Below are 21207 nucleotides of genomic sequence, written 5' to 3'. Positions count from 1 at the left end.
GCCTGGTGGCAATAGCGTTGTGGACCCACCTGATCCCATGCCGAACTCAGCAGTGAAACGCAACCGCGCCGATGGTAGTGTGGGGGTTCCCATGCGAGAGTAGGTCACCGCCAGGCACCCATTTAGAGAGAGGCCCATCCGCAAGGATGGGCCTTTTTCGTTTGTCTCCAGAAAATTGGGGGCTCACCCTCCCCTTCCCCGCCGGATCCCACCGGCGCTAGAGTCTTTACCCTAAATATCATCAACGTACAGCTGTTAACCCAAGGATCTCAGTCTCTTGAAATGCCGCAAACAGGCGGCGATCCTGCGGCGAAATGTGGGTAAGAACTGTGCGATCGTACGCAAATGTGTGCAAATATACTGCGCTGACAGGGCCAAAATGAGTACTATGGCGCCCTAAAGAGCGTACGGGTGTACGCTAAATAAGAGATACCATGGGGAGAGTGTTGTGAAGCCGTCATTAGAGCAACTGCATCTGGTTCAGATCCTGCGTCAACGCACCGCCGAATTGGGGGAGGCGCCAGCGCTGCGCCACCAGGTGGGTGACCAGTGGCAGGACATCTCCTGGCAACGCTTTGGCGAGCAGCGGGACGCCCTGTCCCGTGCGCTGTTGAGCCTGGGCGTTGAGGTGCAGGACAAGGTGGCGATCTTCGCCCAGAACAGCCCCCAGTGGACCCTGGCCGACGTGGCCAGCATGCAGTGCCGCGCGGTGATCGCCCCCATCTACCCCACCAACACCGACGAGCAGTCCGCCTACATCATCAACGACGCTGGCGCCAAGGTGCTGTTCGTGGCCGGCCAGGAGCAGCTGGACAAGGCCCTGCTGATGGTGCCCCAGTGCCCCAGCCTCCAGCACCTGGTGCTGATGGACGATCTGGCCCCGGCTGAGACCACGGTTGCGGTGCATCGCCTCTCCGACCTGCTGGAGGCCGATCATGGCCATCAGCAGGCCGAGCTGGAGCGTCGCCTGGCCGAGCGCAGCCTGGATGACCTGCTGACCCTGATCTACACCTCCGGTACCACCGGTGAGCCCAAAGGGGTGATGCTGGATTACCGCAACTTCGCCAGCACCGTGCGTCAGCACGCCGAGTTTCTCCCCTTCGGTCAGGGCGACGTCTCCCTGGCCTTCCTGCCCCTCTCTCACGTGTTTGAGCGCGGCTGGAGCCTTTACGTGCTCTCCCAGGGCGGCACCAACGCCTACCTGGCGGATCCCATGCAGGTGCAGTCTGCCCTGGCCGAGGTGCGCCCCCACGTGATGTGCGCCGTGCCTCGCCTGTACGAGAAGATCTACTCCGCGGTGATGGAGAAGCTGGAGCAGGCGCCGGCGCACAAGCGTGGTCTCTTTATGTGGGCCCTGAAGCAGGGGCGTAAGCGCTTCGACGCCGCTCAGGGCGGCCCGGCCCTGGGGGCCCTGTCCAAGGCTCAGCTGGCCCTGGCGGACAAGTTGGTGCTGTCCAAGGTGCGCGCCAACCTGGGCGGTCGCATCCGCTTTATGCCCGCCGGCGGTGCCGCGCTGGACCCCAAGGTCAACGAGTTCTTCCAGTCCGTGGGTCTGACGGTGCTGTGCGGCTTCGGCATGACCGAAACCACCGCCACCGTGACCGCCAACCGCCCCGGGGCCATCGGCATCGGCACCAACGGCAGCGCCCTGCCGGAGGTGGAGGTGAAGATCGGCGCCAACGACGAGATCCTGGTGCGGGGCGATACCGTGATGCGCGGCTACTACAACCGTCCTGAGGCCACCGCCGAGGTGTTCGATGAGGACGGCTGGCTGAAGACCGGCGACTGCGGTTACCTGGACGCCCAGGGTCGCCTGCTGATCACCGATCGCATCAAGGAGCTGATGAAGACCTCCAATGGCAAGTACATCGCGCCTCAGCGAGTGGAGGGCATGGTGGCCCGGGATCCGCTGGTGGAGCAGATCGCCATCGTGGCGGACTCCCGCAACTACGTTTCGGCCCTGATCGTGCCGGCCTTCGAAGCGCTGGAAAACTGGGCCCGTGAGAAGGGGATCCAGTACAAGGACAAGCTGGAGCTGGTGAATCACAGCACGGTGAAAGCCCACTTCGAGGAGCGCCTCAAGGCGGTGCAGGCCGAGCTGGCCCGCTTCGAGCAGGTCAAGCAGTTCACCCTGCTGCCCCGTGAGTTCTGCATGAAGCGCGGGGAACTGACCCCCACCATGAAGCTGCGCCGCAAGGTGATCTACAACCGCTTCGCCAAAGAGATCGAGGCGATGTACCGAAAGGTTGCCCCGGCCAAGGCCTAAGGCAACAACGAGAAAGGCTCCCAGCGGGAGCCTTTTTTGTTATAACAGCCCCATCGAAATTGGCAGGAGGCCACATGTTTTCTCAGCAGTTTGCCCCTCGGTTTATGGAAACCGACGCACTGGGCCACATCAACAACACGGTGATCCCGGTCTGGTTCGAGGAGGGGCGCACCCCCATCTTCGAACTCTTTGTGCCCCAGTTGGACCTGAGCCGCTGGAACCTCATCCTGGCCAGCATCCAGGTCGATTTCCTGGCCCAGACCTATTACGGCAAGCCGATCACCGTGGAGACCCGCATCGCCCGCTTGGGCAGCAGCTCCTTCGACGTGGAGCAGCAGGTGGTGCAAGATGGCCAGGTGACCGCCCGGGGCAAGGCGGTGATGGTGCACTTCGATTACCAGAGCAACCGCTCCGCCCCCATCCCGGAGTCCATCCGCCAGCAGCTGGAGGCGCACTTGGCGCCGCAATAAGACAGGGCGCCTTGCGGCGCCCCTTTTGGATTCACTTCACCACGTCGCCCACGGCATCCCGGATCAACCGGTGGGCCACCGCCAGCACCGCCAGCGCCTTGGCCAGCAGGCCGCTGAATAGCAGGGTCACCGCGCAGAGGTAGTAGATCACCGGGTGCAGCCGCTGCTGACGCAGCATCGACAGCCCCAGGATCAGGCCACAGCCCAGCCAGAGGGCGTTCATCAGCAGCAAGCCCAGGGTGGAGAGGTTCACCTGCCAGGCCGGGGCTGCTTCGCCTAGGAACTGGCGCAACGCCAGGGTGAGCTCGGGCCACTGCCAGAAACTCTGCAACAGGTTCCACAGGGCCAGCGCGACAATGGCGCCGCCGATGGCCGGGCCGAAGCGCAGCAGGGATTGGGTACGGGTTTGGGCAGTCATGATGCGGTGGGCCTCACAGCTTCAACTGGCTGAAATCGTCCACCACGTTGTGGTTGCCCTGGCGCACGCCGGGGCCTCGAACCACCTGGCAGGTACGCAGCCCCGCCTCCCGTGCCGCGTTAAGCTCCTCGACGTCGTCGGAGACAAAGAGCACGTGCTTGGGCCAGAGGCTCACCACGTTGAGGATGTTCTTGTAGGCCTGGACGGTCTTCTTCTGTCCCAGGCTGGTGTCGAAGTGGCCGTAGAACAGGCCGCTTAGGTCCCCCTGGTCGCTGTGCTTGAACAGCAGGTCCTGGGCATCGGCGGAGCTGGAGGAGTAGCTGTAGAGGCGCTTGCCCTGGGTTTTCCAGCTCTTCAGGGCCTCGGCGGCGTCGGCGTAGACGTGGCCCTGGAAGGCCCCACCGAGGTAGCCCTGTTTCCACACCAGCCCCTGCAGGGTCTTGAGGGCGGTGATCTTCTTGTCCTGCTCGATCCACTCGCGCATCAGCACCACCAGGCGGTCCAGGTCGGCCTGGGGCTCGCCGGCGTGGCTGCGCAGATCCTCCAGCAGATTGCTGACGGCAAAATCATTCTGTTTTTCCGCCAGGAATGCCGGCAGGGCATCGGCGGAATAGGTGAAGAGCGTGTCCTTGATAAAATGGAAATCGGTCGTGGTCCCAGCGGTATCCACGATGATGGCTTGCACTCCCATACGTCCTCTTCGGTCGTGATTGTAATTCCGGTTGATAGTAGCCCTGGGCCCCCGGCGATGCCAGCAAAACCGGGCTCTGGGGTTACCTCAGGGTCACCAGCTGACCGTGCTTCATCACCTCACGGCAGGGGTTGCAGCCATACTGCCAGGCGAGCTCCGCCGGATGGCCGATCTCCCAGAGCACCAGATCCGCTTCCATCCCCACCTTAAGCTGCCCCACCCGCTCCTGCAGGCCCAGGGCCTGGGCCGCGTGACGGGTCACCCCGGCCAGCGCCTCCTCCGGGGTCAAGCCGAACAGGGTGCAGCCCATATTGAGCATCAACAGCGTCGAGCACAGGGGCGAGCTGCCCGGGTTGAAGTCGGAGGCCAGGGCCATGGGCACTCGATACTGACGCAGCAGCTCCAGCGGTGGCAGGCGGGTCTCCCGCAGGTAGTAGAAGGCGCCGGGCAGCAGCACCGCCACGGTGCCGGACTCGGCGATCGCCTTGACCCCGGCCTCGTCCAGACACTCCAGGTGATCCACCGACAGAGCCTGGTAGCGGGCCGCCAGCGCCGAGCCCCCCATGTTGGAGAGCTGCTCGGCGTGCAGCTTGACCGGCAGGCCGTGGGCCTTGGCGGCCTGGAACACCGCTTCGGTCTGGTCCAGGTCAAAGGCGATGTTCTCGCAAAACACGTCCACGGCGTCCGCCAGCCCCGCCTCGGCGATGGCGGGCAGATGCCGCTCGATCACCTCCTGAACGTAGCCTTGGGCGTTGCCCTTGTAGGCTTCCGGCAGGGCGTGCGCGCCGAGGAAGGTGGTCACCACCTCCACCGGGTGCATCGCCCCCAGCTGGCGGGCCACCTGCAGCATCCGGGATTCGGTTTCCAGGTCCAGGCCATAGCCGGACTTGATCTCCACCGTGGTGACCCCTTCGCGCAGCAGGCTGTTGAGCCGTTTGCGGCCCCCCTGAAACAACGTTTCCTCATCCGCCGCCCGGGTGGCCCGCACCGTGGAGAGGATCCCGCCACCGGCCTTGGCGATGGACTCGTAGCTGGCCCCCTGCAGGCGCTGCTCAAACTCTGCCGCCCGGGTGCCGCCAAACAGCAGGTGGGTGTGGCAGTCGATGAGGCCTGGGGTGAGCCAGCCGCCGTGGCCGCGGTAGACCGGCATCGACAGGGGATCGAACTCCGGTAGCGCACTGCGGGGGCCGACCCAGGCGATCTTGCCGTCCTTGATCGCCACGGCGCCATCCTCGATGGCGCCGTAGGCGCCGGGCTGGGCCGGATCCAGGGTGGCCAGATTGACCTCGATCCACAGTTGGTCCCACTCCATTGTGCGTTCTCCTTTGCCTGACGTGTTGGGTCATTGTGGCGGTATATTCTTGTATATACAACCTTGGTGTGACATGGTGATAACCACAATGAGCCAAACAGGAGCGGCGGGGTGATCCCGAAATTCGAGGCCATCAAGCGGGCCATCAGCAGCGAAATCGAGCAGGGACAGTGGCGGGAGCACCAGCAGGTGCCCTCGGAGAACGCCCTGGCAGAGCGGTTTGGCTGCAGCCGGATGACCGCCCGCCGGGCCCTGACCGAGCTGGTGGAGCAAGGGGTGCTGGTGCGCAGCCAGGGGCTGGGCACCTTCGTGGCGCCCTTCAAGTCCCAGGGCAGCATGATGGCGATCCGCAACATCGCCGAGGAGATCCGTGAGCGGGGCCACCAGCACAGCGCCCAGCTGCTGCTGCTCAAGCAGGTGGCGGCGGAAGCCGAGGTGGCCATCGCCCTGTCGGTGCCCAACGGCAGCGCCATCTTCCGCTCCTGCCTGCTGCACCAGGAGAACGGTCAGCCGGTGCAGTTGGAAGACCGCTACGTCAATCCCGCCCTGGTGCCGGACTACCTGGCCCAGGGGTTTGACCGCCAAACTCCCCACGAATACCTCTCCCAGGTGGCCCCCCTGACCCAGGCCCACCACCTGGTGGAAGCGGTGGCCCCCAGCGAGGTGCAGCAGCGCCTGCTGGCCCTGGCCACCCCCGAACCCTGTCTTCAGATCTGTCGCCGCACCTGGTCCTCCCAGGGGGTGGTGAGTTACGCCAGGTTGCTGCACCCGGGAAGCCGATTCCGGCTCGGTGGCCACCTGATGGTTGAATCAACATCACGATAAGGAAGTAATGATGAGTGTGGATAAGCGTCACGACCCCAGCCGGGTGATCCGCGCCCCCCGAGGCACCGAACTGTCCGCCAAGAGCTGGCTGACCGAAGCGCCCCTGCGCATGCTGATGAACAACTTGGATCCGGACGTGGCCGAGCGGCCGGAAGATCTGGTGGTGTACGGCGGCATCGGCCGTGCCGCGCGGGACTGGCCCTGCTTCGACAAGATCATCGAAACCCTCCAGCGCCTGGAGGAGGACGAAACCCTGCTGGTGCAATCCGGCAAACCTGTGGGGGTGTTCAAGACCCATGCGGATGCTCCCCGGGTGCTGATCGCCAACTCCAACCTGGTGCCCCACTGGGCCAACTGGGACCACTTCAACGAGCTGGATAAGCTGGGCCTGGCGATGTACGGCCAGATGACCGCCGGCTCCTGGATCTACATCGGCAGCCAGGGCATCGTCCAGGGCACTTACGAAACCTTCGTCGCGGTGGCCAAGCAGCATTTCGATGGCGTGGCCAAGGGCCGCTGGATCCTTACCGGCGGCCTCGGCGGCATGGGCGGCGCCCAGCCCCTGGCGGCCACCATGGCCGGCTTTGCCTGCCTGGCGGTGGAGTGCGACGAGACCCGCATCGATTTCCGCCTGCGCACCGGCTACGTGGACAAGAAAGCCACCACCCTCGATGAGGCCCTGGCGATGATCAACGACGCAGTGGAGACCGGTCAGGCGATCTCCGTGGGTCTGCTGGGCAACGCCGCCGACGTCTTTGCCGAGCTGGTGGCCCGGGGGATCACCCCGGATGTGGTGACCGATCAGACCTCCGCCCATGACCCCCTCAACGGCTACCTGCCCCAGGGCTGGACCCTGGAAGAGGCCAAGGCCAAGCGCGAGTCCGATCCTCAGGCGGTGGTGTCCGCCGCCAAGGCCTCCATGGCGGTGCAGGTGCAGGCGATGCTGACCCTGCAGGAGCGCGGTGGCGCCACCCTGGATTACGGCAACAACATCCGCCAAATGGCGTTCGAGGAGGGGGTGCAGAACGCCTTCGACTTCCCCGGCTTCGTCCCCGCCTACATCCGACCGCTGTTCTGCGAAGGGGTGGGCCCCTTCCGCTGGGTGGCCCTGTCCGGCGATCCCGAGGACATCTACAAGACCGATCAGAAGGTGAAGGAGCTGATCCCCGACGACCCGCACCTGCACAACTGGCTGGACATGGCCCGGGAGCGGATCCAGTTCCAGGGCCTGCCGGCGCGGATCTGCTGGGTGGGCCTGAAAGACCGTGCCCGCCTCGGCGCCGCCTTCAACGAGATGGTGAAAAACGGCGAACTCAAGGGCCCGGTGGTGATCGGTCGCGATCACCTGGATTCGGGCTCCGTGGCCTCCCCCAACCGGGAGACCGAGAGCATGAAGGACGGCTCCGACGCCGTCTCCGACTGGCCGCTGCTCAACGCCCTGCTCAACACCGCCGGCGGCGCCACCTGGGTCAGCCTGCACCATGGCGGCGGCGTGGGCATGGGCTTCTCCCAGCACTCCGGTGTGGTGATCTGCTGTGATGGCACCGAGGCGGCGGCCAAGCGCGTCGCCCGGGTGCTGTGGAATGACCCGGCCACCGGCGTCATGCGCCACGCCGACGCCGGCTACGAGATTGCCCAGGACTGCGCCAAAGAGCAGGGGCTGGACCTGCCGATGCTGGGGGACAAGTGATGTTGAAACTGACGCTGAACCCGGGCCAGTTGACCCTGGCCCAACTGCGGGCGGTCAGCCGCGACGGCGTGACCCTGAGCCTGGATGAGGCCGCCTACCCCGCCATCGACGCCAGCGCCGCCGCGGTGGCCCAGGTGATCGAGCGCGACCAGGTGGTCTACGGCATCAACACCGGTTTCGGCCTGCTGGCCAACACCCGCATCGCCAAGGAGGACCTGGAACTGCTGCAACGCTCCATCGTCCTCTCCCACGCCGCCGGCACCGGCGAGCCGATGAGCGACGCCACGGTGCGCCTGATGATGGTGCTCAAGATCAACTCCCTGGCCCGCGGCTTCTCCGGCATTCGCCGCCAGGTAATCGACGCGCTGATCGCCCTGGTCAACGCCGGGGTCTATCCCATTGTCCCGGAGAAGGGCTCGGTGGGCGCCTCCGGGGATCTGGCGCCCCTGTCCCACATGGTGCTGCCACTGCTGGGTGAGGGCGAGGTGCGCTACCACGGCCAGGTGATCCGGGCCACCGATGGCCTGGCCAAGGCCGGCCTCAAGCCGATGACCCTGGCGGCCAAAGAGGGGCTGGCGCTGCTCAACGGCACCCAGGCCTCCACCGCCCTGGCCCTGGAGGGGCTGTTCCACGCCGAAGATCTCTGGGCCGCCGGTTCCGTGGTGGGCGCCATCAGTGTCGAGGCCGCCCTGGGCAGCCGTCGCCCCTTCGACCCCCGGGTGCACGAGGTGCGCGGCCAGCGGGGGCAGATCGACGCCGCCGCCACTTTCCGCCACCTGCTGGGGCCGGAGTCGGAGCTGGGTGACAGCCACGCCAACTGCGACAAGGTGCAGGACCCCTACTCCCTGCGCTGCCAGCCCCAGGTGATGGGCGCCTGTCTGACCCAGATCCGCCAGGCCGCCGAAGTGCTGCTGGTGGAGTCCAACGGGGTGACCGACAACCCGCTGGTGTTCCCCACCGATGAGGGCGCGGACTTCATCTCCGGCGGCAACTTCCACGCCGAGCCGGTGGCGATGGCCGCCGACAACCTGGCGCTGGCGATCAGCGAGATTGGGGCCCTGGCAGAGCGCCGCATCGCCCTGCTCATCGACCGCCACCTCTCCGGCCTGCCGGCGTTTCTGGTGGACAACGGCGGGGTGAACTCCGGCTTTATGATTGCCCAGGTCACCGCCGCGGCCCTGGCCAGTGAGAACAAATCCCTGGCCCATCCGGCCTCGGTGGACAGCCTGCCCACCTCCGCCAACCAGGAGGATCACGTCTCCATGGCCACCTTTGCCGCCCGCCGACTGCGGGAGATGGCGGCCAACAGTCGCGGCGTCCTGGCGGTGGAGCTGCTGGCGGCCTGTCAGGGGCTGGATTTCCGCGCCCCCCTCAAGGCCAGCGCCTCGGTGGAGTCCGCCAAGGCCCAGCTGCGGGAAGTGGTGGCCTTCTATGACCAGGACCGCTTCTTTGCCCCGGACATCGACAAGGCCACGGCCCTGCTGGCCTCGGCCCGCTACAACGCCCTGGTGCCGCCGGCCCTGCTGCCCTCGTTCTGAGGCACGCCCCGACCCAAAACCCCCGCTCCGGCGGGGGTTTTTCTTGCCCGACTCTCAGGCTGGAGTATGCTGTAGAACGTTGTTAATCCTGATAGAGACACCAATTTTGGAAACCGAGATCCGAGTGGGGCTGCGTCATCGTTTGTCCGAACTGCTGCAGCAGTGGGGCTTACCGGTGGCCGGCAGTGACTGGCAAACCTTCGTGGTGCTGGCGGTGGTGGCGCTGCTGCTGGCCTGGTTGGGCTACGCCCTGTTCCGGCGGGTGGCGGAGAAGGGGGTGACCAGCCTGGGCGATCGCCTGCCGGGCCCCTGGGCCGGCCCCTTCAAGCAGTACAAGGTGGTGTCCAAGGTGGCCTCCATCGTGCCGCTGGTGGTGCTGGATCTCTTCACCCCCCTGGTGTTCGCCGCCTGGCCCTGGTGGGACCGAGTGGCCACCCTGGTGCTGGAGCTGGCGATCCTGGTGGCGGTGGTGCGTCTGGTGTTCGCGGTGCTCGACACGGTGCAGGCGGTGGCCCACCAGAGCCCCATCAGTCGGCGCTTGCCGGTGCAAAGCTTCGTCCAGCTGGGCAAGCTGTTCCTCTTTATCGTTGCCGCCATCCTCTTTGTCTCGGTGCTGCTGGACAAATCGCCGGTCTACCTGTTGTCCGGCTTGGGTGTGGCCACCGGTTTGCTGCTGTTGGTGTTTCGCGACACCATCCTCGGCTTCGTCGCCGGGATCCAGCTGTCGGCCAACCGCATGGTCAGCCGCGGTGACTGGGTGCAGATGGACAAGTACGGTGCCGACGGCGAGGTGATCGAGGTCAGCCTGACCACGGTCAAGGTGCAGAACTGGGACAAGACCATCACCATGATCCCGGCCCACGCCATGGTCTCCGACGCCTTCCGCAACTGGCGTGGCATGCAGGAGTCCGGTGGCCGGCGCATCAAGCGGGCCCTGCTGCTGGACCTCCACTCGGTGCGGTTTCTCGACTCGGGGCTTGAGGCACGTCTGGGGCAGATCGACACCCTGCGGCCCCATCTGGCCAGCAAGCACGCCGAGCTGGCGGAGGCCAACGCCGCCATCCCCCACCTGGAGCAGCCGGCCAACGGCCGCCGCCTGACCAACCTGGGCTGTTTTCGGGCCTATCTGCAGGCCTACCTGCAGCATCACCCCAGTGTCCATCAGCAGATGACCCTGATGGTGCGTCAGCTGGCGCCGACGGAAAACGGCTTGCCGCTGGAGATCTACTGCTTCACCAACGACACCCGTTGGCCGGTGTACGAGGGGATCCAGGCGGACATCTTCGATCACGCCCTGGCGGTGTTGCCCCAGTTCGAACTGCGGGCGATGCAAAAACCCACCGGCGCCGATCTGCGCCAACTGGGCCGCCCCGCCTGATACGACAACGCCCCGACTACGGGGCGTTTTGCTGACTGGGGCGGTAGTGGGGAATGGGCTGGCGGAACCGGCCCGCATGGGGGCGGTAGAAGGCCAGCAGCTGCGCCATGTCCGCCGCCTTACTGTCGCCGGGGACAAAGGCGTCACCGATGACGATGGTCTTGTGGCGATAATCGAAGGCCACCGGCACTATGGGCACCCCCGCCCCTTGGGCAATGTGGTAGAAGCCGGTTTTCCAGCGGCTCACCGGGCTCCGGGTGCCCTCTGGCGCCAGGGCCAGCACAAACTCCTCCTCCTGGCTGAACAGCGCCGTCACCTCCTCCACCAGGTTGTTGGACTGGGTGCGCACCACGGGGCGCCCGCCCAGGGCCCGCATCAACCACCCCAGCGGCGGGCGAAACAGCTGGTGCTTGCCGATAAAGCGGGCCGGGATCTTCAGCTGGAAACGGGCCAGCAGTCCGATGATGAAATCCCAGTTGCTGGTGTGGGGCGCCACTGCCGCCACGTACTTTTGGCGCGCTGGCAACTGGCCCTGGATAGACCAGCCGGCCAGTTTCAAGATCCAGGCGGACAGGGTGGCCATCATAGTGGTTGCCTCCTCAGGCTAAGGCTGGCCCATCCCCCGAACCCTGGCAAGCTCAGTGATCGTGGCCGGGGTGCTGCTCGGTGTGGGTGCCATGGCCGTGACCATGGTGGTCGTGATCGTGGTGGGAGAGCATCAGCAGCACCACGAAAATCAGTCCCAGGGCGGAGCCCAGGTAGTGGCCCTGGCTGAAACGGGGGCCGCGGTGGTGGTGATGGTCGCCGTGGTGGTGCTCGTGGGGCCGGTGCAGCAGCACATGGAGGATGGATCCGGTAACGAAGGCCTGCAGGTAGACGGAGCCGGAGAGGCTGATCACCGACAGGATCTCCTCGCCGAGAAAGAAGCCCAACACGGTAAAGAGCATCAGGGTCAGCAGCATGATGGCGGCGGGCCAGCGGCCAAACTGGGGGCGCAGCAGCCACCAGATCGCCAGTCCCGCCGGCAAATTGTGGAGCACTATGCTCAGGGCCAGCATGTCGTTGGCCTGCTGCTGGCTGACCAGGAAGATGGCGCTGCCGTCGGTGAGGGTGTGGACCAGCAGGCCGGTCAGGCCCAGGGCCAGGGTGAGGTTATGAGCCAGGGCCGAGTGGCGGTGGAACGCCTTCTCCGCCAGGGTGGGCCCCACCAGGCCCAGCAGGACCGCCGGCACCACCCAGGCACCGCCGTGGTGCCACAGCTCCGGCAGGATGTCGAACAATACCAGGCCGAACAGGGAGACCACCACGAAGGCACCGATGGCGTTGAGCAGCTTGGTCTGGTGGCGAAAGCCATGGTAGAGCAAGGGGCCTACGGCCAGGATCAGCACACTGGCGATCAGGTAGTTCATTTCGGTCTCCGGACATCCAGGTCGGTGGGGGCGGCCAAGGTTAGGGGGCTCAGAGGTAGTTGTCCAGTTCCAGCTTGTGATCCCGGGGGTTGATGGCCCGCACCACCTTCTCCTTGCAGTGCGGCGCCGCCAGATCCACCACAGTGGCCATCACGTGGGTGCGGGTCTTGGGGTTGTACACCGATTTGACCAGCGGCTTGAGCGGCTTGTCCTCCCGGGTCTCCAGCACCACTGCTACCAGGCCGTTGGACAGCTCCACCATGGAGCCGGGCGGGTAGACGCCGATGCACTGGATAAACTGCTGCACCAGCTCCCGGTCCAGCTGGTGCGGGGTCATCTCCAGCAGCCGCTTGAGGGCCAGGGCCGGGGACGCCCCCCGGTGGTAGACCCGATCGGCGGTGATGGCGTCGTAGATGTCGCAGATGGCGATCATCCGGCCGTAGGTGGTGATCTCCTCCCCCACCAGGCCCTCGGGGTAGCCGGTGCCGTCCAGTTTCTCGTGGTGCATCGCCGCCACGTCCAGGCTGATGGGGCTGATCCCCGGGGTGGCCCGGATGATGTCCCGGCTGTGGGCGGCGTGGCTTTTCATGATGGCAAACTCCTCGTCGGTGAGCTTGCCGGGCTTGTTGAGGATCTCGGTGGGGATCATCACCTTGCCGATGTCGTGCAGCAAAGAGCCGACACAGATCTTGTGCAGCACCTCGCCCTGGTAGCCGAGCTGGCGGGAGAACAGGGTCATCAGGATGGCGACGCCGATGGAGTGTTCCAGCAGGTAGTCGTCCTTGTCCTTGATGAGCCTCAAACAGTTCAGCGCGCTCATGTTGCGGAACACGCTCTCGATGAACTGGTCCGCCATCCGCTCCACCGGCTCCAGCTCCAACTGCTGGCCCAGCTTGATGTCGTGCATCATCCGCTGTTGCAATTGGCGCGCCTGGTTGTAGAGTTTGCGCGCCCGGGGCAACTCCTCCTTGAGGGTGGCCTTTTGCGGTGCGCTGGACTTGAGTGGCGCCTTGGGGGCACTGGGGGTGGCCACGGGCGTGGCGCGTTCGGATCGGCTGGTGTCGATCAGCACCTGCTTGACCCCCTGCTTGCGCAGCAGGGTCAGCATTTCGGGGTTACGGATGTACCCTTGCTGGCGGATCGCCATCATGGGGTGGCCAGGAATGTCCACCACGTACATACCCAGGGTGACCTGGCTGACCGGCAGGGTCTTTATCATAGTTATTGTGGGCGCTGGCCTGTCCGGCCAAAGATAACAAACAATTCAGTTTCTTAAATTATACTCTTAGGCCTCAAAACTGAAGCCTGAAGATGCATTTCGGAGTTTGACTCGATGGATACGCTTTCCGCGGCGGTGATGCTGTTCCTCATCATGGACCCCCTGGGCAACATGCCGATCTTCCTGTCGGTGCTGCGCCACGTGGACCCCAAACGCCGCCGCAAGATCCTGATCCGGGAGCTGCTGTTTGCCCTGGGGATCATGCTGCTGTTCCTCTACGCCGGGGAGTACATGCTCTCCTTCCTCAACCTGAGGACGGAGTCGGTGTCCATCGCCGGCGGCATCATCCTCTTCCTGATTGCCATCAAGATGATCTTCCCCAGCCCCGGTGGGGTCACCGGGCTGGACGCCGGCCAGGAGCCCTTCCTGGTGCCCCTGGCCATCCCGCTGATTGCCGGGCCCTCGGTGCTGGCGGCGCTGTTGCTGCTGGCCCACACCGAGCCGGGCCGGATGCTGGACTGGACCCTGGCGCTGCTGCTGTCCTGGGGGATCTCGGCGGCGATCCTGATGTTCTCCGGCCTGTTCCACCGTCTGCTGGGCGAGCGGGGCCTGGTGGCGCTGGAGCGCCTGATGGGGATGGTGCTGGTGATGATCTCGGTGCAGATGTTCCTCGACGGCATCGCCGCCTACCTGGCCAGCTGATAAGCCGGCAACGAAAAAGGGGCCCCGCGGGCCCCTTTTTTACTCCTTCTCCTGCGACTTGGCCGCCTGACGCCAGCTGAGCAGGGCAAACACCCCGTAGAGCATCATCTCCTTGTAGTGATCCCAGCTCAGGGGCTTGCCCTGACGCACCCGCACCCCGGCGCAGATCGCCAGGTGGCCCGCCAGGGTGATCTGCAGCAGGATGTGCAGTGCCAGGTTGTAGGGGTGGGGCCAGGGGAAGATCAGGTTGACGATCATGATCAGCCAACCGGCCGCCACGGCGGCTTTGGCCCAGGACAGAAACTGGTTCATTCGATGCTCTCGTTGGGTTGGAATTGGTACAGTCGGTAGGCCACCTGACCGGCGATCTTCTCCCGGTGCAGCTGCCAGCCGGTGGGCAGGGCGGGCAGGGCCAGCTCCACCTCGGTTTCGACGTAGATCCAGCTGCCGGGTTTGAGGTAGCCGTTGTCGGTCAGTCGCTGGCAGCAGGGGGCCAGCAGCTCCTGGCGAAACGGGGGGTCCACGAACACGATATCAAAAGGCGCGTCCGCCGGCCGGGCCAGCCAGGCCAGGCTGTCGCCGGGAACCACGGTGGCGTTGTCCGCCTTCAGGGTGGCCAGGTTGCGGCTGAGCTGACGGGCGGCGCCGGCGTCCAGCTCCAGCAGGGTGGCGTGCTCGGCCCAGCGGGAGAGGGCCTCCAGGGCCAGGGCGCCGCTGCCGGCAAAGCAGTCCAGCACCCGGGCGCCGCGGGTGTCCTGCATCAGCCAGTTAAACAGGGTTTCCCTGACCCGATCCGTGGTGGGCCTCAGCCCCGTCACCTCCCCCACCGGCAACTTGCGACCCCGCCACTGGCCGCCGATCAGGCGGATCTGCCCCGGGCTTCGGGACGGGGAGGGGGCGCTGCGGTTGCGACGGGGGGCTCTCGCCATGGTGACCTCGGTTTTTGCCGGAATTCTGGGTAGACTAAGGCCCCAGAAAAATCGCTAGTTTAGCAAGGCCCGGGCGGGGAGTGTCAGCCCGGGCGGCAGTAAAGGGTAATAAATCATGGCCAAAGGCTTATTTTCCTGGTTCCGCCGGGAGAAGGAGGAGGCACAGCCTGCTCCCGAACAGACCGACGCGGTAGAGCAGAGTGCCCCCGAGACGGCCGAGTCGACGCCTCAGGACAGCGCACCCCTGAGCGCCGACCAAGATGCCGAGCGCCTGGCGGCGGAGCAGGCCGAAGCCGAGCGGTTGGAAGCGGAGCGTCTGGCGGCGGAACAGGCCGAAGCCGAACGGTTGGAAGCGGAGCGCCTAGCGGCGGAACAGGCCGAAGCCGAGCGGTTGGAAGCGGAGCGCCTGGCGGCAAAGCAGGCCGAAGCCGAGCGACTGGACGCGGAACGCCTGGCGGCGGAGCAGGCGGAAGCCGAGCGACTGGAAGCGGAGCGTCTGGCGGCGGAGCAGGCCGAAGCCGAGCGATTGGAAGCGGAGCGCCTGGCGGCGGAGCAGGCCGAAGCCGAGCGGTTGGCCAATGAGGCGCAACCGGAGCCCCAGGCCAAGCCGGAGAAACCCGGCTTCTTTGCCCGCCTCAAGGCCGGCCTGCGCCGCACCAGCGAGAACATCGGTGGCGGCTTCGTGGCCCTGTTCAAGGGCAAGAAGATCGACGATGAGCTGTTCGAGGAGCTGGAAACCCAGCTGCTGCTGGCGGACGTGGGGGTGGAGACCACCACCCGCATCATCGACAGCCTGACTGAGAAGGCCGACTACGGTGACCTGAAAGACTCCGATGCCCTGTTTGCTCATCTGAAAAGCGAGCTGGGGGACACCCTGGCCAAGGTGGATCAGCCGCTGGTAATCGACAACCCGGACGGGCCTTTCGTGATCCTGATGGTTGGGGTCAACGGGGTGGGCAAGACCACCACCATCGGTAAGCTGGCCAAGCAGTTCCAGTCCGAAGGCAAGTCGGTGATGCTGGCGGCGGGGGACACCTTCCGGGCGGCGGCGGTGGAGCAGCTGCAGGTCTGGGGCCAGCGCAACGAGATCCCGGTGATCGCCCAGCACACCGGGGCCGACAGCGCCTCGGTGATCTTCGATGCCCTGCAGGCCGCCAAGGCGCGCAACGTGGATGTGCTGATCGCCGACACCGCCGGCCGCTTGCAGAACAAGGCCCACCTGATGGACGAGCTGAAGAAGATCGCCCGGGTGATGAAGAAGCTGGACGTCAACGCCCCCCACGAGGTGATGCTGACCCTGGACGCCAGCACCGGCCAGAACGCCATCAGCCAGGCCCAGATCTTCAACGAGGCGGTGGGCCTGACCGGTTTGGCCCTGACCAAGCTCGATGGCACCGCCAAAGGCGGCGTGATCTTCGCACTGGCCGATAAGTTTGGTATACCAGTACGTTATATCGGTGTGGGTGAAGGCATTGACGATCTGCGTCCGTTCGAAAGCGCGGCCTTCATCGACGCCCTGTTCAGCGAGCAGGACTCCGCGTAAGAGCGTCTTTGATGATCCAGTTTGACCAGGTAAGCAAGATCTACCCCGGCGGCCGCATGGCCCTGGAACAGGTGTCCTTTGGCCTCGAGCCGGGGGAGATGGCGTTCCTGACCGGCCACAGTGGCGCCGGCAAGAGCACCCTGCTCAAGCTGATCACCGCCATCGAGCGGCCCACCACCGGCCAGGTGGTGATCAACGGCATGGACGTGGCCGGCCTCAAGCGCCACGACGTGCCCTACCTGCGCCGCAACATCGGCATCATCTTCCAGGACCACAACCTGCTGATGGACCGCAGCGTGTTCGACAACCTGGCGTTGCCGCTGGTGATCGAGGGCTTCGCCGCCCGGGAGATCGCCAAGCGGGTCGAGGGGGCCCTGTCCATGGTGGGCCTCAGCGACAAGGCGGCCTACGCCCCCATCCAGCTCTCCGGCGGGGAGCAGCAGCGGGTGGGGATCGCCCGGGCGGTGATCAACCGTCCTCCCCTGCTGCTGGCGGATGAACCCACCGGCAACCTGGATCCCAAGCTGTCGATGGACATCCTGCGGCTGTTTGAAACCCTCAACGCCGCCGGCACCACGGTGCTGATCGCCACCCACGACCTGGGCCTCATCGCCCGCATGCGCTACCGCACCCTGACCCTCAAACAGGGCCGGATGGTGAGCGAGGAGGTGTGCCTGTGACCCAGCGTAAGCCCAAGCTGCCGGTGGGGCAGCGGATGAAAAGCGGCGTGCAGCAGCATCTGCGTCAGTCCCTGAGCAGCCTCGGTGAGCTGTGGCGGGCCCCAATGACGTCGCTGATGACCATGCTGGTGCTGGGCTTCAGCCTCTCCCTGCCCGCCCTGCTGATGGTGCTCTCCAACAACGCCGCCAAGGTGGAGGCCCAGTGGCAGAGCGCGGCGGAGATCAGCCTGTTTCTCAAGCTCGACCTGGACGAGTCCCGGCGTCAGGGGCTGGTGACCCGCCTGCGGGGAATGCCCGAGGTGCTGGAGGTGCACTACCTCAGCCCTGAGGATGCCCTGGCGGAGTTCCAGCAGCAGTCTCAGTTCGGCGAGGCGCTGCGCTACCTGGACAGCAACCCCCTGCCGGCGGTGATCCGGGTGCTGCCCTCCGGCCGCCACAGCGAAGCGGACGCCGCCCGGGCGCTGCGGGACCGGCTGGCGGAGCACAGCGAGGTGGCCATGGCCCGGCTGGATCTGGACTGGTTGCAGCGATTGCAGGCCCTGGCCAACGTGGGCCGGCAATCCGGCAGCGCCCTGGGGGTCCTGTTGATCCTGGCGGTGGTGCTGATCACCGGCAACACCATCCGGCTCTCCATCATGCAGCGGTTCCACGAGATCAAGGTGATGAAGCTGGTGGGGGCCACCGAGGCCTTTATCCGCCGGCCCTACCTCTACGGCGGGATCTGGCTGGGGCTGCTGGCGGCGCTGGTGGCCATGGTGCTGGTCAACGCCATGCTGATCTGGCTCGATGGCGCCATGGCCCAGCTGCTCAGCCTCTACCGCAGCCAGATCCGCCTGGAGGGCCTCTCCGCCGGACAGAGCGGCGCCCTGGTGCTGTTCTCCTGTGGCCTGGGCTGGCTGGGGGCCTGGTTGTCGGTGCGCCGGCACCTGAGGGCCATCGAACCCCACTAGGGAACACCGGCTCGGTGGGGCGGTCTGAATGGGGGCTGTCCCGCCCTGGTTAACCCTTAACCTGCCCCGGCCGGACGTGCTAGACTCCCCTTCCCTTTCAAACACGAGGTACAGCATGAGCGAAAGCCGCCAGAACATGGCCTTGATGGTGGTGCCCCAGGGGCACGGCACCCTGGAGTCCTACATCCAGGCGGTCAATGCCATCCCCATGCTGTCCGCGGAGGAGGAGCAGTACCTCGCCCGCCAGGTGACGCAGGGGGATCTGGACGCGGCGAAACAGCTCATCATGTCCCATCTTCGCTTCGTGGTGCACGTGGCCCGCAGCTACTCCGGCTACGGCCTGCCCCAGGCCGACCTCATCCAGGAGGGCAACATCGGCCTGATGAAGGCGGTCAAACGCTTTGATCCCACGGTCGGGGTGCGCCTGGTCTCCTTTGCCGTCCACTGGATCAAGGCGGAGATCCACGAGTACGTGCTCAAGAACTGGCGCATCGTCAAGGTGGCCACCACCAAGGCCCAGCGCAAGCTGTTCTTCAACCTGCGCAAGGCCAAGAAGCGCCTGGGCTGGTTCAGCGCCGAGGAGGTCAGTACCGTGGCCGAGGAGCTGGGGGTCAGCGAGCACGAGGTGATGGAGATGGAAGCGCGACTGGCGGCCCAGGACGCGGCCTTCGACATCGGCCCCGAGCAGGACGAGGACGACGGTGGCTATGCCCCGGCCCTCTACCTGGAGGACAAGCAGTCGGATCACGCCGAGGCGCTGGAGCAGGAGGATTACGACCGCCAGTCCCAGGCCCGGCTGCACGCCGCCCTCAACACCCTGGATGATCGCAGCCGCGACATCCTCACCGCCCGCTGGCTGGATGAACCCAAGGCCACCCTGCAGGAGCTGGCGGATCGCTACCAGGTCTCGGCGGAGCGCATCCGTCAGCTGGAGAAGAACGCCATCAAGAAGCTCAAGGGCGCAATGGATGGCTAAGTGTCGGATTTTCAAAAGAAGCGGGCCGATGGGCCCGTTTTTGCGTTTGAGGAGGGCCCCATGGAGTGCCGTTTAGGTTGCGCCTGCTGCTGCATTGCGCCCTCCATCAGCTCCCCCATTCCCGGCATGCCCCAGGGCAAGCCCGCCGGGGTGCGCTGCATCCAGCTGGACGCCAACAACCTGTGCAAGATCTTCGGCCGTGCGGACCGGCCGGCGGTGTGCAGCGATTTCAAGCCGGATGGGGCGATCTGCGGCGGCAGTGACGCCCAGGCGCTGCGCGTGCTCAGCGAGCTGGAAGCGGCGACAGCACGGGCCAGCTGAACAGCGCCGACATCGGCACCAGGGTCACCCCCTCCTCGGGCAGGTCCGCCAGGGCCAGCTCCAAAAACGCCAGGGTATCCGGATAGGGGTGCCCGATCACCACCACCTGACCGTAATGCCTGGCCACCTTCAGCGCTTGCTGCCACTGGCGGTTGAGGGTGGCCGGATCCCGGTCCGGGTCCAGGAACACGTCCCGCTCAATACTTGCCACCCCCCAGGCCTGGGCCTGCTCAAAGGCCAGGCTTTCCGCCGTGGTGAGGCTATCGACAAAGTAGAGCCCCTTGCGGTTGAGCTCCTCCATCACCCAGGCCATGCGATCGGCGTCCGGGGTGACGGCGCTGCCCATGTGGTTGTTGACCCCCTGGACAAAGGGGATGTCTGCCAGCGCTTTCTTGACTCGGTACTGGGTCTGCCAGCGGTCCAGGCCGGGCTCGATGGCCCAGGGGCCGGGGGATTTGGGGCCCAGAGTGGCCATGGGCAGGTGCAGCATCAGCTCGCGATCCTGGCGCCAGGCGGCCAGGGCCAGGCGGCGGCCCCAGGGGGTGTGGGGCAAAAAGGCCAGGGTGACCTCGGTGGGCAGGCTCAGCACCCGCTGGTCGTCGGCGCGGGCGCCGATGTCGTCGATGATGAGGGCCAGGCGCGGATCGGCATGGGCCGGACCCGACAACAGGCACAGCAGGCTAATGATGGCGCCGGCGACCCTCACTCTGCTGCAGAAGATCGTAAGCGGCCAGTAATTGGGGATCATCACTAAGGCTCACTAACGGTTTGTTATTGTTCAGTATATCCCCATCCTGCTCGGCTTCCACCAGGAGATCCGGATCGATGCCCTGCTGATCGATAAAGTGGCCGTTGGGGGTGGCGTAGCGGGCGGTGGTGAGCTTCACCGCGCCGCCGTTGGCCAGCAGGGGGATCAGGCTCTGCACCGTGCCCTTGCCGAAGGAGCGCTCCCCCACCAGCAGGGCCCGTCCCTGGTCCTGCAGGGCGCCCGCCAGGATCTCGGCGGCGGAGGCGCTGCCCTGGTTGATCAGCACCACCACCGGCAGTTGCTCAAACAGGGTAAAGCGGGTGGCCTGATATTCGCTGTTGGCGTCCAGGAAACGACCGTGGGTGGTGACTATGGTGCCCTCGCTGAGGAACATGTCGGCGATCTGCACCGCCGCGTCCAGCAGGCCGCCGGGGTTGTTGCGCAGATCCAGCACCAGCCCCTCCATGGGGCCCCGGTTGAGTTTGTGGGCGGCGGCGCGCACCTCGAGTGCGGTGCGCTGGTTGAAGCTGGAGATCCTCAGGTAGCCGATGTTGCCCGGCAGGCGCTCCGCCTGGCTGGAGATCACCTCCACCTCGGAGGGGGTCAGGCGCAGGGTGATGGGTTCGGGGTGCTCCTCCCGCTCCAGGGTCAATATCAGGGCGCGGTCGTCCAGGCTGGCCTGTTTGATGTAGGCGATCATGGGGTCCAGATCGTCCGGGTCCGCCTCCAGCTCATCCACCTTGACCAGTACGTCACCGGGCAGCACGCCCGCCACCTCGGCGGACGAGTTGGCCATGGGGGCCACCACCCGGATCTGCCCTTCGTCCACGGACACCTCAAGACCGTAGCCGTAGTAGTGACCGCGGTTGTTGTCGCGCAGCAGGGAGAGGGTGTGGGGTCGCAGGTAGGTGGAGTGGGGGTCGAGCACCTCCAGCATCCCCTTCATGGCGCCATCGAGCAGGGCCTGCTGGTCCACGTCGTCAACGTAGTAATCCTGGATGAGGTCCTGCACGGCTTCCACCAGTGCCAGGGTGTCCTGCGTGGTCGGCGAGGCCGCGTCCTTGTGAAGCTCCTGCGCCGCGACCGTGGTGCAAAGCAGGAGGCCGACCAGAAAAGGGGTAACGCGCCGCATGGGCTGCCCT

General features: G+C 65.8%; 22 protein-coding genes and 1 rRNA gene. 13 read left to right on the top strand and 10 right to left on the bottom strand.

All coding sequences use genetic code 11. The features are described 5' to 3' along the window. The first annotated feature begins 1 nt into the window (after position 1). The 3 genes from rrf to KUV81_RS14995 all read left to right on the top strand — a co-directional run bounded on the left by rrf (position 2) and on the right by KUV81_RS14995 (position 2736). Positions 2 to 116: ribosomal RNA gene (gene rrf, locus KUV81_RS15005) — 5S ribosomal RNA — on the top strand. A gap of 332 nt (positions 117 to 448) precedes the next feature. After that, positions 449 to 2266: an AMP-dependent synthetase/ligase gene (locus tag KUV81_RS15000; protein WP_222544693.1), complete on the top strand. Its 1818-nt coding sequence runs from the start codon at positions 449 to 451 to the stop codon at positions 2264 to 2266. A gap of 74 nt (positions 2267 to 2340) precedes the next feature. Further along, a complete protein-coding gene (locus KUV81_RS14995; protein ID WP_222544692.1) occupies positions 2341 to 2736 on the top strand; it encodes an acyl-CoA thioesterase in 396 nt (131 codons plus the stop codon). A gap of 31 nt (positions 2737 to 2767) precedes the next feature. On the opposite strand, the gene KUV81_RS14990 is transcribed toward KUV81_RS14995, so the two are convergent. From KUV81_RS14990 to hutI, 3 genes are all read right to left on the bottom strand, one after another. Beyond that, positions 2768 to 3154, bottom strand: coding sequence for a hypothetical protein (locus KUV81_RS14990; RefSeq protein WP_222544691.1), 387 nt, complete (start codon positions 3152 to 3154; stop codon positions 2768 to 2770). A 13-nt stretch (positions 3155 to 3167) separates the two neighbouring features. Then, a complete protein-coding gene (gene mtnC, locus KUV81_RS14985) occupies positions 3168 to 3845 on the bottom strand; it encodes an acireductone synthase (RefSeq protein ID WP_222544690.1) in 678 nt (225 codons plus the stop codon). Between the two features lie 82 nt (positions 3846 to 3927). Beyond that, positions 3928 to 5157, bottom strand: coding sequence for an imidazolonepropionase (gene hutI, locus KUV81_RS14980; protein ID WP_222544689.1), 1230 nt, complete (start codon positions 5155 to 5157; stop codon positions 3928 to 3930). Positions 5158 to 5268: 111 nt separating this feature from the next. Here hutI and hutC point away from each other — a divergent pair, with 111 nt between their 5' ends. The 4 genes from hutC (at position 5269) to KUV81_RS14960 (ending at position 10588) form a co-directional block, all read left to right on the top strand. Next, positions 5269 to 5982 (top strand): histidine utilization repressor, encoded by a 714-nt coding sequence (gene hutC / locus KUV81_RS14975; RefSeq protein ID WP_222544688.1) that lies wholly within the window; start codon positions 5269 to 5271, stop codon positions 5980 to 5982. 16 nt (positions 5983 to 5998) lie between these two features. Continuing rightward, complete coding sequence (gene hutU / locus KUV81_RS14970; RefSeq protein WP_222544712.1) at positions 5999 to 7672, top strand: urocanate hydratase; 1674 nt, start codon at positions 5999 to 6001, stop codon at positions 7670 to 7672. Further along, on the top strand, positions 7672 to 9210 hold the full coding sequence (gene hutH, locus KUV81_RS14965) for a histidine ammonia-lyase (protein ID WP_222544687.1): 1539 nt from the start codon (positions 7672 to 7674) through the stop codon (positions 9208 to 9210). The genes hutU and hutH overlap by 1 nt, the downstream gene beginning before the upstream one ends. Positions 9211 to 9316: 106 nt before the next feature. Further along, positions 9317 to 10588: a mechanosensitive ion channel family protein gene (locus KUV81_RS14960; RefSeq protein ID WP_222544686.1), complete on the top strand. Its 1272-nt coding sequence runs from the start codon at positions 9317 to 9319 to the stop codon at positions 10586 to 10588. A gap of 16 nt (positions 10589 to 10604) precedes the next feature. On the opposite strand, the gene KUV81_RS14955 is transcribed toward KUV81_RS14960, so the two are convergent. The 3 genes from KUV81_RS14955 to KUV81_RS14945 are packed head-to-tail and all read right to left on the bottom strand — an operon-like array spanning position 10605 to position 13216. Further along, positions 10605 to 11174: a lysophospholipid acyltransferase family protein gene (locus tag KUV81_RS14955; protein WP_222544685.1), complete on the bottom strand. Its 570-nt coding sequence runs from the start codon at positions 11172 to 11174 to the stop codon at positions 10605 to 10607. A 52-nt stretch (positions 11175 to 11226) separates the two neighbouring features. Next, positions 11227 to 11997, bottom strand: a complete 771-nt coding sequence (locus tag KUV81_RS14950) for a hypothetical protein (RefSeq protein WP_222544684.1) — start codon at positions 11995 to 11997, stop codon at positions 11227 to 11229. 49 nt (positions 11998 to 12046) lie between these two features. Beyond that, positions 12047 to 13216: an HD-GYP domain-containing protein gene (locus KUV81_RS14945; RefSeq protein WP_222544683.1), complete on the bottom strand. Its 1170-nt coding sequence runs from the start codon at positions 13214 to 13216 to the stop codon at positions 12047 to 12049. A gap of 114 nt (positions 13217 to 13330) precedes the next feature. Here KUV81_RS14945 and KUV81_RS14940 point away from each other — a divergent pair, with 114 nt between their 5' ends. Continuing rightward, the gene (locus KUV81_RS14940) at positions 13331 to 13918 is read left to right on the top strand and encodes a YhgN family NAAT transporter (protein WP_222544682.1); all 588 of its coding nucleotides are present in this window, start codon (positions 13331 to 13333) and stop codon (positions 13916 to 13918) included. Between the two features lie 39 nt (positions 13919 to 13957). On the opposite strand, the gene KUV81_RS14935 is transcribed toward KUV81_RS14940, so the two are convergent. Both KUV81_RS14935 and rsmD read right to left on the bottom strand, forming a co-directional pair. Beyond that, positions 13958 to 14230, bottom strand: a complete 273-nt coding sequence (locus KUV81_RS14935) for a DUF1145 domain-containing protein (protein WP_222544681.1) — start codon at positions 14228 to 14230, stop codon at positions 13958 to 13960. After that, complete coding sequence (gene rsmD, locus KUV81_RS14930) at positions 14227 to 14847, bottom strand: 16S rRNA (guanine(966)-N(2))-methyltransferase RsmD (RefSeq protein ID WP_222544680.1); 621 nt, start codon at positions 14845 to 14847, stop codon at positions 14227 to 14229. The genes KUV81_RS14935 and rsmD overlap by 4 nt, the downstream gene beginning before the upstream one ends. A 115-nt stretch (positions 14848 to 14962) precedes the next feature. On the opposite strand from rsmD, the gene ftsY reads away from it, so the two are divergent. The 5 genes from ftsY (at position 14963) to KUV81_RS14905 (ending at position 19317) form a co-directional block, all read left to right on the top strand. Then, complete coding sequence (ftsY, locus tag KUV81_RS14925; RefSeq protein ID WP_222544679.1) at positions 14963 to 16390, top strand: signal recognition particle-docking protein FtsY; 1428 nt, start codon at positions 14963 to 14965, stop codon at positions 16388 to 16390. Between the two features lie 11 nt (positions 16391 to 16401). Continuing rightward, a complete protein-coding gene (gene ftsE / locus KUV81_RS14920) occupies positions 16402 to 17070 on the top strand; it encodes a cell division ATP-binding protein FtsE (RefSeq protein WP_222544678.1) in 669 nt (222 codons plus the stop codon). A gap of 35 nt (positions 17071 to 17105) precedes the next feature. Then, the gene (gene ftsX / locus KUV81_RS14915) at positions 17106 to 18020 is read left to right on the top strand and encodes a permease-like cell division protein FtsX (protein ID WP_222544711.1); all 915 of its coding nucleotides are present in this window, start codon (positions 17106 to 17108) and stop codon (positions 18018 to 18020) included. A 115-nt stretch (positions 18021 to 18135) separates the two neighbouring features. Further along, positions 18136 to 18996 (top strand): RNA polymerase sigma factor RpoH, encoded by an 861-nt coding sequence (rpoH, locus tag KUV81_RS14910; RefSeq protein WP_222544677.1) that lies wholly within the window; start codon positions 18136 to 18138, stop codon positions 18994 to 18996. 60 nt (positions 18997 to 19056) lie between these two features. Continuing rightward, the gene (locus KUV81_RS14905; RefSeq protein WP_222544676.1) at positions 19057 to 19317 is read left to right on the top strand and encodes a YkgJ family cysteine cluster protein; all 261 of its coding nucleotides are present in this window, start codon (positions 19057 to 19059) and stop codon (positions 19315 to 19317) included. On the opposite strand, the gene KUV81_RS14900 is transcribed toward KUV81_RS14905, so the two are convergent. Together KUV81_RS14900 and KUV81_RS14895 are read right to left on the bottom strand one after the other, a co-directional pair. Next, entirely contained in the window at positions 19280 to 20023 is a 744-nt protein-coding gene (locus KUV81_RS14900; RefSeq protein WP_222544675.1) for a divergent polysaccharide deacetylase family protein, read from the bottom strand. The two genes, KUV81_RS14905 and KUV81_RS14900, sit on opposite strands and share 38 nt — an antisense overlap. After that, entirely contained in the window at positions 19998 to 21197 is a 1200-nt protein-coding gene (locus KUV81_RS14895; RefSeq protein WP_222544674.1) for a S41 family peptidase, read from the bottom strand. The genes KUV81_RS14900 and KUV81_RS14895 overlap by 26 nt, the downstream gene beginning before the upstream one ends. Positions 21198 to 21207: the final 10 nt, after the last annotated feature.

Origin of the sequence: Ferrimonas balearica (assembly GCF_019802085.1) — a bacterium.
Taxonomy (GTDB): Bacteria; Pseudomonadota; Gammaproteobacteria; order Enterobacterales; family Shewanellaceae; genus Ferrimonas; species Ferrimonas balearica_B.
Note: the sequence above shows the minus strand (reverse complement) of the source record. Positions and strands in the feature narration are given on the sequence as shown.